Raw genomic sequence first — 17027 nt, 5'->3', positions numbered from 1 at the left:
TGTGCCTCAGCGGAAGCGGTCGGGCCGGTCGAGGTAATCCCCGACATAGGCTTTCACCGCGTCCTCGAGCGTCGTGAAGCCGCCGTTATAGCCGGCGCGGCGGAGGCGATCGACCTCGCCCTGGGTGAAGTACTGGTAAGCCCCGCGAATCTGCTCGGGCATGTCGATATATTCGATGTTGGGCCTGGTGCCGAGCGCCGCATAGGCCGCGAGCATCAGGTCCCTGAAGCTGCGTGCCTTGCCGGTTCCGACGTTGAAGAGACCGGAGACGGAGGGCGTCGCCAAGAGCCACATGACGACGCGCACGACGTCGTCGACATAGATGAAATCGCGGCGCTGGTCGCCGTCGGCGATGCCCTCGCGATGCGATTTGAACAATTGCACGACGCGGCCAGCCTTGAGGTCGTCGAAGCGGCGCGCCAGCACGCTCATCATCGAGCCCTTGTGGTATTCGTTAGGGCCGAACACGTTGAAGAATTTCAAGCCCACGCATTGCGGCGGCAGCGGATCGCCGCTCGCGACGCGCCCGGCAACCGCGAGATCGAACATGTGCTTGCTCCAGCCGTAGAGATTCATCGGCCGCAGCTTTTTCAGTGCGGCAATCGAGGCGTCATCGTCGAAACCGGTCGCGCCGTCGCCGTAAGTCGCCGCCGAGGAAGCGTAGATGAACGGTACGGCGCCTGCCGTAGACCAGTCGAGGAGGCGCATCGACAGACGGAAATTGGTCTGGAACACGAGGTCGCCATCGGTCGCGGTGGTCTCGGAAATCGCCCCGAGATGAATCACGGCATCGAGCTTGCGGCCTTTCAGCCAGTCCATCAGCTCGGCCGGAGGAACGATATCCACAAGCTGGCGCTTGGCGAGGTTCCGCCACTTGCCGTCGGAGCCCAGCAGATCGCAAACCACGACGTCGCTGCGGCCCGCGTCATTGAGCGCAGCCAAGACGTTCGACCCGATAAAACCGGCCCCGCCGGTCACCAGCAACATTCCGAAAATTCCTGCCCGTTCTTTGCGGCCCCGATCCTGCCGTAGCGCATGAGCCGGCAAAGTGTAAGCGGTTTTGGGATTGCTCGGTCTGCCGGCTTTACCTGTAGGCCCGGAGCGGCTACCGAACCGCCATATCAGATCGGCTCGGTCCTATTAAAGAATGAACCAGGATTCGCAATCCAGCGGAAGCGCAGACCGGGACGACACCCGTCCGATTCTGATCATTCCCTATATGTGGATCGGCGATTTTGTCCGGAATCACACCGTTGTGCGGGTCCTGAAGGAGCGCTGGCCCAATCGGCCGGTCGATCTGCTGACGAGCTCGCTGTGCGCCCCGTTGGTCGACTACATGCCCGGCGTGCGTGCTGGGATCGTCTGGGATATGCCGCGCGGCCGGCTCGCCGTGGGCCGCCAGCTGGCCCTGGCGAAGCTCCTGCGCGAACGGAACTACGGCACCGCGCTGGTGCTGCCGCGCACCTGGAAGGCAGCCATCGCCCCCGCTTTGGCCGGTATTCCTGAACGGGTCGGCTTCGTCGGCGAGTTCCGGTTCGGCCTGCTGAACCGCTGGCGCTGGGGCGAGAAGAAGCTGCCCCGCTTCATCGACAAGAACGCCGCCCTCGCCCAACCCGATGGCGCCCCCCTGCCGGCGGAATGGCCGGTGCCGCAATTGCGCGTTCCCGCCGAGGAGATCGCTCGCTGGCGGCAGGCCAACGGCCTCAGCGCCGGCGCCGCGGTGGCGCTCGCCCCAGGCTCCGTCGGCGTCTCCAAGCGCTGGACCTATTATCCGGAGGCCGCCCGACTGCTGGTCGAGCGTGGGCTGGAGGTCTGGGTGGTCGGCGGCCCCGCGGAAAAAAGCCTCGCCCAGGAGATCGTCGCGGCAGGCGGCACGGGGACCGCTGGCGGCCCCGGGGTGCGGGACCTCACCGGCACCGACCTGCGCAACGGCGTGCTGGCCATGGCGGCGGCCGGCGTCGCCATTTCCAACGACTCGGGCCTGATGCACATCGCGGCGGCCCTGGGCACGCCCACCATGGGCATCTTCGGCCCGACCAGCCCCTATCTCTGGGCGCCACTCAACGGCCTTGCCGCGACCGTGGTGCAGGACAAGGAAGTGCTGTCCTGCCAACCCTGCCAGAGCACGATCTGCAAGATGAACGACCACCGCTGCATGCGGAATATCGCAGCAAGCGAGGTGGCGGCGATTGCACAGCGGGTGCTGGGTGAGGCCACAGCGCACGCGACGACGTGAGCGTGTGAGGCCTGCGCCGATGATGGCATCACACCGTTGTTTTGCCCGGCGCGTCAATCGACGTCATGACATCCGCGATGCCGCGCCGGCTTGCAAGCCCTTGATTTCGTTGGCCCCGGCTACTGTGCATGGGGTTGTTTTCGCGTTTTTGTTTTCGGCCCCTCACGGCGTGGGTCACAGCAGCGACCGATAGACCTCGCCGATCCGCGCCGCTTCTGCATCGAGGCTGAACCGTTCGAGCACGCGTGCCCGCCCGCGCTCGCCCATCGCGGCCGCAGCAGCCACATCGCGCATCAGCGGCTCCAGTGCCGCAGCCAGCGCATCGACATCGCCGGTCGGGATCAGCACGCCGCTCACGCCGTCCTTGACCACGAGCTCGGCCGCACCGGCGCGCGCGGCGACGAGCGCGCTGCCCGCCGCCATCGCCTCGATCAGCGTCAGACCAAAGCCTTCGTTGCGCGAGGTGAAGGCGTAGATCGTCAGCCGCTGGTACCAGCGCTGCACTTCTTCGATAGGCAGCTCGCCAGTGATGACGATGCGCGATTGCAGGTTGGCGGCCTCGATCCTCTTCTTCAGGTCGTTTGCGAAAGGCGTCTGCTCGGGCGTGACCTGGCCGACGATGACGGCGGTGAAGTCCGGATAGCGCGGCAGCAAGCGGCACATCGCATCGACGAACAGATCGGTGCCCTTCTGCGCACGCACGCGGCCGAAGCAGCCGATCGCGTAGCGGCCTGGCAGGCCGCTTTCCGCGAACGCCGCTGCACGGTCCTGCGGCGGTGCGTAGACATCGGTGTCGACGCCGTGCGGGATCACCGTCGCCTTCACCTTCAGGAACGAGGCCGAGATATCCGACGTCGCGATGATCGCATCCATGCGCCGGATCAGCCAGCGCGTGATCCATGAGTGATGCCGCTGCGCCGCCGAGGTGAACACGAGCCTGAGCGGCCAGCCGAGCGCGCGCAGGACGACGCCGGCGATCATCTCGTTGTTGCGCCGCGCGTGCCAGATCAGCGGCGCCTTGCGGCGCCACAGCTTGAGGAAATCTGCAACGCTCAGCCTCGCGATCCCCGCCGGCGCGTCGGAGCCGAACCAGGCGGCGCGATACAGCCTCGCCAGCCGCGGCGCCACCATCCGGTTGGTCGCGGTGACCCCGGAATAGCGCCTGTGCAGATTTGGCACGATCACTTCGAGATCGCCGGGAAAATTGGCCACGTCGCACTCCGTTTGACAGGCCCCCTATACGCAACATTAAGCATAGTGACCAGTTCGGCCATGCCGATACCCCCTCTTCACCACGCAAGCGCTAGCTTCGCGCGTTGATCGGAGACGGGTGAGATCATGACTGTGCTAGTCACCGGCGGTGCCGGCTATATCGGAAGTCACACGGTCCTGGCGCTGGCGGAAGCCGGCGAGGACGTCGTCGTGATCGACGATCTCTCGACCGGTTTCTCCGCCTATCTGCCCGAGGGCGTGCCTCTGTTCATCGGCGATGCCGGCGACGAGAACCTGATCGAGGGCGTGATCGCCCAGCACAATATCGAGAGCATCATCCATTTCGCCGGCTCGGTCGTCGTGCCGGATTCGATGCGCGATCCGCTCGGCTATTACCGCAACAATTTTGGGACCGCGCGCAACCTGCTCAACGTCGCGGTCAAGCGCGGCATCGACCGCTTCATCTTCTCCTCGACCGCCGCCGTCTACGGCAACCCGGACCAGGTGCCGGTGCCAGAGCACGCGCCGACGCGGCCGCTGTCGCCTTACGGCTCGTCGAAGCTGATGACCGAGATCATGCTGCACGACGTCGCCGCCGCCTACGGCATGCGATACGTGACCTTGCGCTATTTCAACGTCGCCGGCGCCGATCCGCACGCGCGCATCGGGCTTGCCACCGTCGGCGCCACGCATCTGCTCAAGATCGCGGTGGAAGCCGCCACCGGCCAGCGCGCCAAGATCGACGTGTTCGGCACCGACTATCCAACCCCCGACGGCAGCTGCATCCGCGACTTCATCCACGTCACGGACCTCTCACAGGCGCATCGCTCGGCCCTGGCCTATTTGCGCAATGGCGGCGCCTCGACGACGCTCAATTGCGGCTATGGCCGCGGCTATTCGGTGCTGGAGACCATCGATGCCGTACGCCGCGTGTCGGGCCGCAGCTTTGCCGTGCAATACGCGCCGCGGCGGCCGGGCGACATCATGACCATGGTCGCCGACACCAACCGCATCCGCAGCCTGCTCGACTGGAGGCCGCAATACGACGACCTCGAGACCATCGCGGCCCATGCGCTGGCCTGGGAGGACAAGCTGTTCCGCGAGCGCCATGGCGAGCTCCGCCAAGCCGTCTCGGCCTAGAATCATCCCAAGCGCAAGCCCTTAATTGGGCTTGAAAAACCGCAGCTGAGCGGGCACAGAGGCCGTTCGATCCCTGACGCGCGGGCAGGCTTTGTCCTGCGCCGTCAATGGACACCGGATGGCCCAGTTTCCAAAGAAAATCACCGACGATCCCTATGCGGCCGCGACCCTGATTCGCCGCCTCGTGATGGAACAGGGGATCGTGTACTGGCGGCGCTATCTCGTCGCCTTCGCGCTGATGGCGGTCGCCGCCGGCGCAACCGCCTGCGCGACCTACGTGCTCGGCCAGGTCATCAACCAGGCCTATGTCGACAAGAACATCCCGGGCATCGCGATGTTCTCCGGCATCACGGTGTTGCTGCTCTTCATCAAGGGCGTGGCGACCTACGGCCACATGGTGATCCTGACCAAGATCTCGAACGCGATCCTGGCCACCAATCAGCGCCAGCTCTTTGCCAAACTGATGCGCGAGAGCGTCGGCTTCTTCTCCGAGCGCCATTCCTCCGAATTCCTGGCGCGGCTGACGGCCGGCGCCAAGTCGATCACCGACGTCCTCAACATGCTGGTCAACGCCATCGGGCGCGACCTGTTGATGCTGCTCGCCATGATCGGGGTGATGGTGTGGCAGGACCCGCTGATGTCGTTCATCGGCCTCGTTGCGGTGCCGCCAGCGATGCTGGTGCTGCGCAAGCTGGTCAAGCGCATCAAGGGTCTCGCCTTCAACCAGTTCACCGGCACCGCCGACATCATGGAGACGATGCAGGAGTCGCTGCAAGGCATTCGCACCGTCAAGGCGTTCACGCTCGAAGAGACGATGCAGAAGCGGATCGACGAGAACATCGCGATCGTCGAGCGCAACGCCAACAAGATGGCCCGCGTCGCCAACCGCTCCAACCCCTTGATGGAGATGCTCGGCGGTTTCGCGGTCGCCGGCTGCCTGATGTACGGCGGCTATGCCGTGGTCGCGCTCAACGCCACGCCCGGTGCGTTCTTCTCCTTCATGACCGCCTTCCTGATGGCGACCGAGCCGGCCAAGCGGCTGGCGCGGCTCAACATCGATTTGAACAGCCAGCTCGTCGGCGCCCGCATGCTGCTCGAAGTCGTCGACAGCCCGGCGAGCGAGCACTCCGACGACGACAAGCCGGCGCTGAAGCTCACCGACGCGCGGATCGAGCTGCGCGACGTCAGCTTCGCCTATCGCAGCGGCGAGACCGTGCTCAACCGCATGAATTTCGTTGCCGAGCCCGGCAAGGTCACCGCGCTGGTCGGCCCTTCCGGCGGCGGCAAGTCGACCGTGCTGGCGCTGCTCTTGCGCTTCCACGAGGTGACGCAGGGCGACCTCGTGATCGACGGCCAGTCGATCGGCGCGGTGTCGCGCAAGTCGCTGCGCGCGCAGACCGCCTATGTCGGTCAGGACGTCTATCTGTTCCGTGACACCATCCGGAGCAACATCGCCTTCGGCAAGCCTGGCGCGAGCGAGGACGACATCATCGAGGCGGCGAAGGCCGCCTGCGCGCATGATTTCATCATGGGCTTCCCGCTGGGCTACGACACGCCGGTCGGCGAGCACGGCACCCAGCTCTCCGGCGGCCAGCGCCAGCGCATTGCGGTCGCCCGCGCGCTGATCAAGAACGCCCCGATCATCCTCCTGGACGAGGCCACCGCCGCGCTGGATTCGGAGTCCGAGCGGCAGGTGCAGGAGGCGATCGAGCATCTCTGCCAGAACCGCACCACCATCGTGATCGCACACCGCCTACACACCATCATGCATGCCGACCGCATCCTGGTGGTCGAGGGCGGCGAGATCGTCGAGCAGGGCCGGCACGATGAACTGCTCCGCCGCGGCGGCCGCTATGCCTCGTTCTTCCGCCTGCAGCATCACGACGCCGGCGCTCTGGCGCCGATCAGCGCAACCGCATAGAGTTCGTTCCACCTCAAGAGCAGCGAGACCGCTTCATGAACGCCGCCTCCTACGTCATCCCGCTTCCGCCCCAGGCCTCGCTTCCCGTCGTCGGGGAAAGCGGCCGTTATCCGGTTCGCCGCATCTGGTGCGTCGGCCGCAACTATCTCGAGCACATCCGCGAGATGGGCAATGACGAGCGCGCCCCGCCGTTCTTCTTCGCCAAGCACGCCGACATGCTGGTGCCCGACGGCGCCACCATCCCCTATCCGCCGCTGACCAAGGACCTGCATCACGAGGTCGAGCTGATCGTCGCGATGAAGAGCGGCGGGCTCAACATCCCGGCCGAGAAGGCACTCGATCACGTCTATGGCTACGCCGTCGGCATCGACCTCACCCGCCGCGACCTCCAGATCGCCTCGCGCAAGAAGGAGCGCCCCTGGGAGATCGGCAAGTCGTTCGACGGCTCCGCTCCTTGCTCCGCAATTCAGCCCGCCTCCAAGATCGGCCATCCCGCCAAGGGCAAGATCTGGCTCACGGTCAACGGCAAGGAAGCCCAGAAGGGCGATCTCACCGAGCTGATCTGGAACGTGCCCGAGATCATCTGGCAACTTTCGCAGCAGGTGAAGCTCGCCGCCGGCGACATCATCATGACGGGCACCCCGGCCGGCGTGTCGCAGCTCCAGCCGGGCGACAAGCTCGAATGCGGCGTCGACGGCGTCGGCACGCTGAAGGTCTCGATCGGCCAGCCGGAGTAAGCCGCCAACCATTTCAATTGAAAGGCCCCGGACGTGACCGGGGCCTTTTTCATTCCGACCGCAACTACCAAGCCTTCACCGGCCGATTGGCGTGGCTCGCTTGCGGCACACCGCGATTGAGCGACATGTGCGAATGCACGCACAGCCAGCCATCGCCGCCTCTCGAAAACACCATCGTCGCCCGGCCAGGGCGCGCGAACGTGCTGCCATCGGGATGATAGCCCGTGCTCGTCCAAGGCGCGATCACCGTCGCCATCGTGCCGTCGGCAGACGCGAGAACGGACGTCTGCTCGAGGACGAAACGGAAGTCGGCCGTCTTCGGCCAGACATTGTCCCATTGCGTCTTGACCCATTGATCGAGGCCGGGGATGACATCGTTGTGCGTGCCGAAGGCGAGCACGTCCGGATGGAAGAGCGGCCGCGCCGAGGCGTAATCGACCTCGCGGACATAGCCCGCGAAAGTGTCCAACCAATGATGGAAGAACTCAACGATCCCTGGCGTCGCGACCGGCAAGGAGTTCATCGGGATGCGCCGATCACTTCAGCGCCGAATATACGATCAGGCCGAGGATCAGCGCCGTCAGCGAGTATTTCAGCGTGTAGTAGACGTTGCGGTTCCACTCCTTCACCTTGCGACTGGCGAGATGGACCTCGTAGAGCTTGCCGAACACCTTGTTGAGCACGCCGACATTCTCACCGTCGACGTTCTGGGTCGCCGATGCCTTGACGATGTGATGGCTGACCCAGCGGTTGATCGCGGTCATGAAGCCGTACCTCATCGGGCGCTCGACGTCGCAGAACAGGATGATGCGGTTGACGTCGGTCGCATTCTCGGCGCTGTGGATGAAGGTCTCGTCGAACATGAAGGCTTCGCCGTCGCGCCAGACGCATTCGACGCCGTCGACCAGGATCCGGCACTTGTTCGAGTTCGGCGTGACCAGGCCAAGGTGATAACGCAGCGAACCCGCGAAGGGATCACGATGCGCGCCCAGCTTGCCGCCCGGCGGCAGCATTGCGAACATCGCGCCATGCACGCTCGGGATCGACTTGAGCAGCTCAACGGTCTTCGGGCACAGCGTGTTCGCCGAGGGCAGGAAGTCGTCGTACCATTTCAGGTAAAAGCGCTTCCAGCCGCTCTTGAAGAACGAGTAGAAGCCCCAATCATTGTTCTTCGCCGCCGCGCGGATGAAACCTTCGTCGAACAGGCGCACGGCCTCGTCGCGGATGGTCTCCCAATTCTCGCTCAGCGGCTTCAGCTCCGGAAACTGCTCGACCGAGATCACCGGCCTGTTCGGCACCGCCGAGCCCGCATACATCAGCACATTGTAGGGGGCGAGATAGGTCGAGTGATCGCCGAGCTGGCGCGCAAAGCGCAGCCGCTGCTTGCCGCGGAAGTGAACGTAAATCGTCGAGGCCGCAAGCACATACAAAATGACAAGTTGCGGCGCAAAAAGCTGTTTCAGCATTTCCCCAATCCCAAGTGACCCAGCCGGGTGTCGTGTAGCCCGAGGAGGTCCCAGCGGCAAGATATTCACCGGTGGGTTGCAATCACGCCGAGGAGAGCGGAGGGGATGGAACTGGGGCGAAACGGGCCAAGATCGGCCGAATCAGGCCCGGGACAGCGCCTGCAGGCCCTTGAAGGTCAGGCGCTTGGGATCGGTGACGCCGGCGAGGTAGAGTCGGCGGATAAAGGCGATCACGGCGTCGCGGTCGCAATCGGTCAGCGCGACGACGGCGTCGACCGCGATCTTCTGGGCTTCCATTGGGCTCACCTCGGCCTTGCGAGTAACCCCGGCCGAGACAGGCTAGGACTCATCCGTTAAATCGGCGTTAACCGTTCCGGAACCATCGCCGATTCAGCCAGGCGGCCGAATACGCGAAACAACGCATTGGCAAAGTCTAGGGCATTTTCGGTTCTGATTGAATCAGAACCGAAGCCCTAGATTCTTGTTTTGACGCGTTTTCTTCACGCGAACCGGTGTCCACTTCGCTCGAAAACGCTCTAGTGCGCCGCGAGGCTCTTCTTGAGCTGCGCAAAATGCTTCTTCAGCCGCGGCACGGCAAAGTCGGTGAAGGCGCGCACCTTGGGCACCGAGAGCCGGCCCTGCGGACAGATCAGATGCGCAGGCATCTCCGGATCCTTGTCGCCGGCAAGCACGATTTCGAGCTCGCCCCGCGCGACCTGCTCGGCCACCTGGTACGAATACATCCGGGCCACGCCGCGCCCGGCGACCGCAGACGCCACGGCCGCATAGGTGCTGTTGACGACGAGCCGAGGCGTGAACTGCACCGTGCGGGCTGCAGATGAGCCGGCCTGCGGCGCAAACGTCCAGGAATTGGGAAGGTGCGCCATCGCCACGATCTGGTGCTTGGCGAGATCGCCGGGCTCGGCGATGCGCGGATGCTGCTTCAAATAACGCGGGGACGCGACGACGACGCGGCTGATCTCGCCGACCCGCATCGCCACCATCGCCGAATCCGCGAGAGGACCGATGCGAAGCGCGATATCGACCCCCTCCTCCACCAGATTGACCGCACGATCGAACAGCAACAGCTTCGCCGACACCGTCGGATAGGCATCGAGGAATGCATCGAGGATCGGCCGCAGCACCATCTCGCCCGACACCACGGGCGCAGTGATCGCGAGCAGACCGCGCGGCGCCGAGCGCGGTCCGGCCGCAATGTCGTCGGCCTCCTCCAGCTCGGTGAGCACGCGCCGACAGATCACGACATAGCGCTCGCCCTCCTCGCTCAGCTTGATCGCGCGCGTCGTCCGGTGCAGCAGTTCGGCGCCGACCCGCTCCTCCAGGAAGGCGATGGCGCGACTGACGGCTGCCGGCGAGCGGCCGAGCTTGCGGCCCGCGGCAGCGAGGCTCCCCTCGTCCACGGCAAGCACAAACACTTTCATCGCATCCAGACGATCCATGCGCTTCCCGCCGCCCCCTTGGATTCCATCCGAAAGCTATGCGTTCGTCCATGCCGCGACAACCGTCGATCCGGCATTCGTTCGCGCCGCGAAAGAATGTCTGCCGGGCAGCGCATATTCGCAGCCAGGGCAGCGCAGCGTACGTCAATGTCGAAGCCAGCCACCACTGGCGCAGGTTCTGAAGCCAACAACAGGAGCCCGTCATGGGTATCGAGCAGAAGGTCGCCATCGTCACCGGTGCATCACAGGGTATTGGCGCCGCTCTGGTCCAGGGTTTTCGCGATCGCAACTATCGCGTCGTCGCCACGGCGCGTTCCATCAAGCCGTCGGGCGACGACGACGTCCTCGCCGTTGCCGGCGACATCGCCGACCGGTCCACCGCCGAGCGCGTGGTCTCGCAGGCTGTTGCCCGCTTCGGCCGGGTCGACACGCTGGTCAACAATGCAGGCATCTTCGTCGCAAAGCCGTTCACCCAGTACACGGCCGAAGACTATGCGGCCGTGATGGGCACCAACGTCGCGGGCTTCTTCAACATCACGCAACTCGCCATCGCCGAGATGGAGAAGCAGGGATCCGGCCACGTGGTCCAGATCACGACCACGCTGGTCGACCACGCCAATTCGAACGTACCGTCGGTGCTGGCCTCGCTGAGCAAGGGCGGGCTGAACGCCGCGACCAAGTCGCTTGCGATCGAGTATGCGAGGCGCGGCATCCGCGTGAACGCGGTGTCGCCCGGCATCATCAAGTCGCCGATGCACCCGGTCGCGACGCATGCGCAATACGGCGCGATGCATCCGGTCGGCCATATGGGCGAGATGTCCGACATCGTCGATGCCGTGCTCTATCTCGAGGGCGCCTCCTTCGTCACCGGCGAGATCCTGCATGTCGACGGCGGTCAGAGCGCCGGCCATTGAACGCGGAGAAGCATCATGCCCATCGTCACCATTCAAGTGACCCGCGAGGGAACGACGCCGGGAGCGGCGTCGGTTACCGCGGAGGAGAAGGCGGCGCTGATCAAGGGATCGAGCGAGCTGCTACGCGACGTTCTCGGCAAGCCGCTCGGGGCCACCTTCGTCGTGATCGAGGAAGTCGACACAGACAATTGGGGTTGGGGCGGCCTGCCGGTGCAGGAATTTCGGCGCCGCCGCACCAGCCAGGCAGGATGATCCGAGCGCCGTTGCGCGCAGGAGGATGACATGACCAACGCAAATACCAAGCAACATCTGGAGACCCGGCTGCATCCGCAGCCGGGATCAACATCGCAAGCAACCTGGCGATATGCGGTAGCGGGCCTGTCCGCATCGCTGGTCGGACTCGGCCTTGCCCGCTTTTCCTACACGCCGCTGATCCCCGCCCTGATCACGACCAAATGGTTCAGCGCATCCGACGTCGTCTATCTCGGCGCGGCGAACCTCGCCGGCTATCTGGCCGGCGCGATCGCAGCCCGCACGGCAGCCACCCGGATCGGCGCGGTCCGAGCACTCCGGGCCATGATGCTGCTCGCCACCCTTTCTTTCTTCGCAAGCTCGGTACCGGTGTCGTTCACTTGGTTCTTCGCCTGGCGCTTTCTGTCTGGCCTCACCGGCGGCATCATCATGGTGCTGACGGCTTCCGTCATCCTGCCGCACACCTCACCCGCCCGGCGCGGCATTGTCGGCGGGGTGATCTTTGCCGGGGTCGGTCTCGGCGTCGCCGCGTCGGGCACGCTGGTGCCGTTGCTGCTGCAGCAGGGCCTGCAGCAGGCCTGGTATGGCCTAGGCGCCCTGTCGGCTCTGCTCACGTTCGCGAGTTGGTGGAATTGGCCGACCGAAGCGCAAGGTGATGCTGCGCCTTCGCATCAAAGGAAGAACCATCGCGCCTCGGGGGCGGCTCGCGCACTGCTGGTCCAGTATGGCCTCAACGCGGTGGCGCTGGTGCCCCACATGGTCTTCATCGTCGATTTCGTCGCGCGTGGCCTTGGCCAGGGCATCGCTGCGGGATCGCGCTATTGGGTGCTGTACGGCCTCGGCGCGATCGTCGGCCCGCTCGTCACCGGCCATCTTGGAGACCGCTCGGGATTTGGCCCGGCATTGCGCGCGGCATTCCTGATCGAGGCTGCGGCCGTGCTGCTGCCGACCGTCAGCGCCGCGCCGCTCTCGCTGATCGTATCAAGCGTCGTGATCGGCGGCTTCACGCCGGGCATCGTTCCGCTGGTGCTCGGGCGCATCCACGAGCTCGTGCCGCATTCGGCGGAGCAGCAGCGCGCGACATGGAGCCACGCCACCACCAGCTTTGCGCTGTTCCAGGCAGCCGCCGCTTACGGCTTCTCCTGGATCTACGCCCAGACCGGCGGCGACTATCTGGTGCTGTTCGGACTCGGCAGCGGCGCCGTGGTGCTTGCGCTCGCGATCGACCTCGGTCTCGCGTTGATCATGCGCAAGACTTAGATCTCAGGCCGACGGCGCGATCAGGAATACTGCATGACGCCGTCGTCGATCCGGCCGAAGCGCAACGAGACGATGTCGAGCGCATAGTTCTGGTACAGCCGCCACGGCCGCTTCGAGCCTTGCTTCGGCATTTTGGCGACCGAGCGCTGCACATAGCCCGAGGTGAAATCGAGCGACGGCTGCGCGGTAATCTCGGGGTCGTCATTGTGCGGCATGCATTGGCGGAAATTGTGCCGGTCCATGTAGTTGATGAGGCGGCACACATATTCGCAGGTGAGGTCGCATTTCAGCGTCCAGGACGCATTGGTGTAACCGAACGCCGAGGCCATGTTTGGCACGTCGGCATACATCATGCCCTTGTAGGTCAGCGTGTTTGCGAAATCGACAGTGCGGCCGTCGACGCTGACCTCGAGACCGCCGACCACCTGCAGCACCAGCCCCGTCGCCGTCACGATGATGTCGGCCGCAAGCTCGCTTCCGTCCTTCAGGCGGATGCCGTCATGCGTGAAGGTGTCGATCTCACTGGTGACGACGCTGGCGCGCTGCTCGCGGATCGCCTTGAACAGGTCGCCGTCGGGCACCAGGCACAGCCGCTGATCCCAGGGATTGTAGCGCGGCGTGAAATGGGTGGCGACGTCGTAGTCCGGGCCGAGCGCCATCTGGACGCCCTTGAGGATGAGGTCCTTCACCTTTGCCGGCCGGCGCCGGCTGAGCTGGAAGAAGAACATCCCCCACATCACGTTGCGCCAGCGGATCAGATGGTAGGCCAGCCGCGCCGGCAGGTTGCGGCGCAATTTGTTGGCGACGGGATCCTGCGCCGGTCGCGACACCACATAAGTCGGCGAGCGCTGCAGCATGGTGACCTGCGCCGCCTTCTTGGCGAGCTCCGGCACCAGCGTCACCGCGGTCGCACCCGAGCCGATCACCACGACGCGCTTTCCCTCGTAGTCGATGTCCTCGGTCCATTTCTGCGGATGCACAATGCGGCCCGCGAAATCACCGGCGCCCTTGAACTCCGGCGTGTAGCCCGCCTCATATTTGTAATAGCCCGAGCACATGAACAGGAAATTGCAGGTAAAGCGCACCAGCTCGGTTGCGCCCTCGCCCGTGATGCGCTCGGCCTCGACCGTCCAGCGCGCATCCTGCGTCGACCACGCCGCTCGCTTGACGCGGTGGCGGAAACGGATGTGGCTGTCGATGCCGTTCTCGCTGGCGGTCTCGCGCACATAATTCAGGATCTGCGGTCCATCCGCGATCGCCTTCGGGTCGGTCCACGGCTTGAAGGAATAGCCGAGCGTGAACATGTCGCTGTCGGAGCGGATGCCGGGATAACGAAACAGGTCCCAGGTGCCGCCGATGCAGTCGCGCCCCTCCAGGATGACGTAGCTCTTGCCTGGACACTTGGTCTGCAAATGATAACCGGCCCCGACACCGGACAGGCCGGCACCGACGATCAGCACGTCGAAATGTTCTTGTTGCATGGTTTCCTCCGCCGGGGCGGATTGTCCGCCCGCCGCTCCTGGCCGTCAATCGGCAATCGGGCGTGCAGCAACCGTAAAGCGAGTTGAATTCCATGTGCCGAAACAACGAAGCCCCGGATCACTCCGGGGCTTCGCGTCGATTGTCGATTGGACCTGCGGATCAGTAGCGGTAGTGGTCGCTCTTGTACGGACCTTCCTGCTTCACGCCGATGTAGTCGGCCTGGTCCTTGCGCAGTTCGGTGAGCTTGACGCCGATCTTGGCGAGGTGCAGGCGGGCAACCTTCTCGTCGAGCGTCTTTGGCAGCACGTAGACCTTCTTCTCGTACTTGCCGTCCTTGTTGTTGGCGAACAGCTCGATCTGCGCCAGCGTCTGGTTAGTGAAGGACGCCGACATCACGAAGGACGGATGGCCCATCGCGTTGCCGAGGTTCACGAGACGTCCCTCAGACAGCAGGATGATGCGGTGCTTGTCGGGGAATTCGATCTCATCCACCTGCGGCTTGATGTTGGTCCACTTCAGATTGCGCAGCGCCGCAATCTGGATCTCGTTGTCGAAGTGACCGATGTTGCAGACGATGGCGCGATCCTTCATCGCGCGCATGTGCTCGATGGTGATGATGTCCTTGTTGCCGGTGGCGGTGACGAAGATGTCGGCGCGGGGCGCGGCGTCTTCCATGGTCACGACTTCATAGCCTTCCATCGCAGCCTGCAGCGCGCAGATCGGATCGACTTCCGACACCATGACGCGGCAGCCGGCCTGGCGCAGCGAAGCGGCCGAGCCCTTGCCGACGTCGCCGAAGCCGGCGACCATCGCGACCTTGCCGGACAGCATCACATCGGTGCCGCGGCGGATGCCGTCGACCAGCGATTCACGGCAGCCATAGAGGTTGTCGAACTTCGACTTGGTGACGCTGTCGTTGACGTTGATGGCCGGCCACAGCAGCGTGCCCGCCTTCTGCATGTCGTAGAGACGATGCACGCCCGTCGTGGTCTCCTCGGAAACGCCCTTGATGCTCTTGGCGATCCCGGCGAAATAGCCCTTCGGCTTCTCCTTGAGCTGCTTCTTCAGAAGCGCGAAGAAAACTTCTTCTTCCTCGGAGCCGGGCTTGTCGAGGAAGGCGGCGTCGCCGTTCTCGGCGCGCAGGCCGAGATGGACATACATGGTGGCGTCACCACCGTCGTCGAGGATCATGTTCGGGTGACCGCCGCCGTGCCAGTCGAACAGCTTTGCGGTGTAGTCCCAGTACTCGGTCAGAGTCTCGCCCTTGACGGCGAAGACGGGAATGCCGGCGGCCGCGATCGCGGCGGCAGCGTGGTCCTGCGTCGAATAGATGTTACAGGAGACCCAGCGGATGTCGGCGCCGAGCGCGGCCAGCGTCTCGATCAGCACGCCGGTCTGGATCGTCATGTGCAGCGAGCCGGCGATGCGGGCGCCTTTCAGCGGCTGCTTCGGGCCGTACTCCTCGCGGGTGGCCATCAGGCCGGGCATCTCGGTCTCGGCCAGCGAGAGCTCCTTGCGGCCGAAATCGGCGAGCGAAATGTCCTTGACGATGTAATCGGTGAAGCCGGGCTTCGCGTTCATGAGAGATTCCTGTTTGTTTGGCTCGTCATTCCGGAGCGCCCGTGAAACGAGCGAACCCGGAATCCGCAGGGTGCGAAATTCCGGGTTCGCCGCGGTTGCGGCGCCCCGGAACGACGCAAGTGAATCAGAGCGCGCGCTTGAGCTGCTCGACGAGGTCGGTCTTCTCCCAGGAGAAGCCGCCCTCATTGTCGGGCGTGCGGCCGAAATGGCCGTAGGCCGCGGTGCGCGCGTAGATCGGGCGGTTGAGGTCGAGATGGGTGCGGATGCCGCGGGGCGTCAGATCCATCGCCTGCGCCGCCGCCTTCTCGAGCTGCTCCTCCGGCACCTTACCGGTGCCGTGGGTGTCGATGTAGATCGACAGCGGACGCGCCACGCCGATGGCGTAGGCGAGCTGCAGCGTGCAGCGATCGGCCAGACCGGCGGCGACGATGTTCTTGGCGACGTAGCGCGCGGCATAGGCCGCCGAACGGTCGACCTTGGTCGGATCCTTGCCGGAGAACGCGCCGCCGCCATGCGGGGCCGCACCGCCATAGGTGTCGACGATGATCTTGCGGCCGGTCAGGCCGGAGTCGCCGTCGGGACCACCGATGAAGAACTTGCCGGTCGGGTTGATGTGCCAGATCGTCTTTGGCGTGATCCAGTCCTTCGGCAACGCCTCGCGCACATAGGGCTCGACGATGTCGCGAATCTGCTTGGACGAGATGTCCTCGATCAGATGCTGGTGCGAGACCACGATCTCGCGCACGCCGACCGGCTTGCCGTTCTCGTACTGCACCGTGACCTGGCTCTTGGAGTCCGGACCGAGCACCTTCTCCTTGCCGGAGTGACGCGCTTCGGAGATCAGACGCAGGATCTTGTGGGCATAGAAGATCGGCGCCGGCATCAGATCAGGCGTCTCGTTGGTGGCGTAACCGAACATGATGCCCTGGTCGCCCGCGCCCTCTTCCTTGACCTCGCCCGGCTGCAGCGCATCGACGCCCTGGGCGATGTCGGCCGACTGCGGATGCAAGAGGATCTCGATGTCGCAGGTCTTCCAGTGGAAGCCTTCCTGCTCGTAGCCGATGTCCTTGATCGCGCCGCGGACGACGCCCTCGATCTGCTCGTTAGTCACCGACTTCGGACCGCGGGTCTCGCCGGCGATCACCACCTTGTTGGTGGTCGCGAGCGTCTCGCAGGCGGCGCGGATCTGCCAGGGATCGATGCCGGCCTTCGGCCCTTCGCGGTAGAACAGATCGACGATCTCGTCGGAGATCCGGTCACAGACCTTGTCCGGATGACCCTCTGACACGGACTCGCTGGTGAAGAGATAGGACGCGCGCATCAGTAACCCCTTGTTCCGCCGCTAGCCGGCGGGCGTTTGCGATGT

At 64.7% G+C, this 17027-nt stretch carries 16 protein-coding genes; 7 read left to right on the top strand and 9 right to left on the bottom strand.

Annotated elements, in window-relative coordinates:
* Positions 1–6 precede the first annotated feature (6 nt).
* A complete protein-coding gene (gene rfaD / locus P6U31_RS12915) occupies positions 7–987 on the bottom strand; it encodes an ADP-glyceromanno-heptose 6-epimerase (protein WP_407188794.1) in 981 nt (326 codons plus the stop codon).
* A gap of 160 nt (positions 988–1147) precedes the next feature.
* On the opposite strand from rfaD, the gene waaF reads away from it, so the two are divergent.
* Positions 1148–2236 (top strand): lipopolysaccharide heptosyltransferase II, encoded by a 1089-nt coding sequence (gene waaF / locus P6U31_RS12910; RefSeq protein ID WP_407188793.1) that lies wholly within the window; start codon positions 1148–1150, stop codon positions 2234–2236.
* Between the two features lie 174 nt (positions 2237–2410).
* On the opposite strand, the gene P6U31_RS12905 is transcribed toward waaF, so the two are convergent.
* The gene (locus tag P6U31_RS12905) at positions 2411–3448 is read right to left on the bottom strand and encodes a glycosyltransferase family 4 protein (protein WP_407188791.1); all 1038 of its coding nucleotides are present in this window, start codon (positions 3446–3448) and stop codon (positions 2411–2413) included.
* 126 nt (positions 3449–3574) lie between these two features.
* On the opposite strand from P6U31_RS12905, the gene galE reads away from it, so the two are divergent.
* From galE to P6U31_RS12890, 3 genes are all read left to right on the top strand, one after another.
* On the top strand, positions 3575–4588 hold the full coding sequence (gene galE / locus P6U31_RS12900; protein WP_407188789.1) for a UDP-glucose 4-epimerase GalE: 1014 nt from the start codon (positions 3575–3577) through the stop codon (positions 4586–4588).
* Between the two features lie 118 nt (positions 4589–4706).
* Positions 4707–6509: an ABC transporter ATP-binding protein gene (locus tag P6U31_RS12895; RefSeq protein ID WP_407188788.1), complete on the top strand. Its 1803-nt coding sequence runs from the start codon at positions 4707–4709 to the stop codon at positions 6507–6509.
* Between the two features lie 35 nt (positions 6510–6544).
* Entirely contained in the window at positions 6545–7246 is a 702-nt protein-coding gene (locus tag P6U31_RS12890) for a fumarylacetoacetate hydrolase family protein (protein WP_212250608.1), read from the top strand.
* Between the two features lie 64 nt (positions 7247–7310).
* Here the strand turns inward: P6U31_RS12890 and P6U31_RS12885 are convergent, their stop codons facing one another.
* The 4 genes from P6U31_RS12885 to P6U31_RS12870 form a co-directional block, all read right to left on the bottom strand.
* On the bottom strand, positions 7311–7769 hold the full coding sequence (locus P6U31_RS12885; protein WP_407188786.1) for a YybH family protein: 459 nt from the start codon (positions 7767–7769) through the stop codon (positions 7311–7313).
* A gap of 13 nt (positions 7770–7782) precedes the next feature.
* On the bottom strand, positions 7783–8712 hold the full coding sequence (locus tag P6U31_RS12880) for an aspartyl/asparaginyl beta-hydroxylase domain-containing protein (RefSeq protein WP_407188785.1): 930 nt from the start codon (positions 8710–8712) through the stop codon (positions 7783–7785).
* 141 nt (positions 8713–8853) lie between these two features.
* Entirely contained in the window at positions 8854–9009 is a 156-nt protein-coding gene (locus P6U31_RS12875) for a hypothetical protein (RefSeq protein ID WP_014493894.1), read from the bottom strand.
* A gap of 239 nt (positions 9010–9248) precedes the next feature.
* Positions 9249–10172 carry a LysR family transcriptional regulator gene (locus tag P6U31_RS12870; RefSeq protein ID WP_128926816.1) on the bottom strand — a complete coding sequence of 308 codons (924 nt, stop codon included), beginning with the start codon at positions 10170–10172 and terminating at the stop codon, positions 9249–9251.
* A gap of 203 nt (positions 10173–10375) precedes the next feature.
* Between P6U31_RS12870 and P6U31_RS12865 the strand changes: the two genes are divergently transcribed.
* Genes P6U31_RS12865 through P6U31_RS12855 form a run of 3 tightly spaced genes read left to right on the top strand, consistent with a single transcriptional unit; the run spans position 10376 to position 12598 of the window.
* On the top strand, positions 10376–11086 hold the full coding sequence (locus P6U31_RS12865) for an SDR family NAD(P)-dependent oxidoreductase (RefSeq protein WP_407188782.1): 711 nt from the start codon (positions 10376–10378) through the stop codon (positions 11084–11086).
* Between the two features lie 15 nt (positions 11087–11101).
* Positions 11102–11338, top strand: a complete 237-nt coding sequence (locus P6U31_RS12860; RefSeq protein ID WP_407188781.1) for a 4-oxalocrotonate tautomerase family protein — start codon at positions 11102–11104, stop codon at positions 11336–11338.
* A 30-nt stretch (positions 11339–11368) separates the two neighbouring features.
* On the top strand, positions 11369–12598 hold the full coding sequence (locus P6U31_RS12855) for an MFS transporter (protein ID WP_407188780.1): 1230 nt from the start codon (positions 11369–11371) through the stop codon (positions 12596–12598).
* A gap of 20 nt (positions 12599–12618) precedes the next feature.
* Here P6U31_RS12855 and P6U31_RS12850 read toward each other — a convergent pair whose 3' ends face one another.
* The 3 genes from P6U31_RS12850 to metK all read right to left on the bottom strand — a co-directional run bounded on the left by P6U31_RS12850 (position 12619) and on the right by metK (position 16982).
* Complete coding sequence (locus tag P6U31_RS12850) at positions 12619–14079, bottom strand: flavin-containing monooxygenase (RefSeq protein ID WP_407188778.1); 1461 nt, start codon at positions 14077–14079, stop codon at positions 12619–12621.
* Positions 14080–14239: 160 nt separating this feature from the next.
* Positions 14240–15661 carry an adenosylhomocysteinase gene (ahcY, locus tag P6U31_RS12845; RefSeq protein WP_407188776.1) on the bottom strand — a complete coding sequence of 474 codons (1422 nt, stop codon included), beginning with the start codon at positions 15659–15661 and terminating at the stop codon, positions 14240–14242.
* 124 nt (positions 15662–15785) lie between these two features.
* Positions 15786–16982, bottom strand: coding sequence for a methionine adenosyltransferase (gene metK / locus P6U31_RS12840; protein ID WP_407188775.1), 1197 nt, complete (start codon positions 16980–16982; stop codon positions 15786–15788).
* Positions 16983–17027: the final 45 nt, after the last annotated feature.

It is taken from the genome of Bradyrhizobium centrosematis (assembly GCF_045571495.1).
GTDB classification, from domain to species: domain Bacteria; phylum Pseudomonadota; class Alphaproteobacteria; order Rhizobiales; family Xanthobacteraceae; genus Bradyrhizobium; species Bradyrhizobium centrosematis.
Note: the sequence above shows the minus strand (reverse complement) of the source record. Positions and strands in the feature narration are given on the sequence as shown.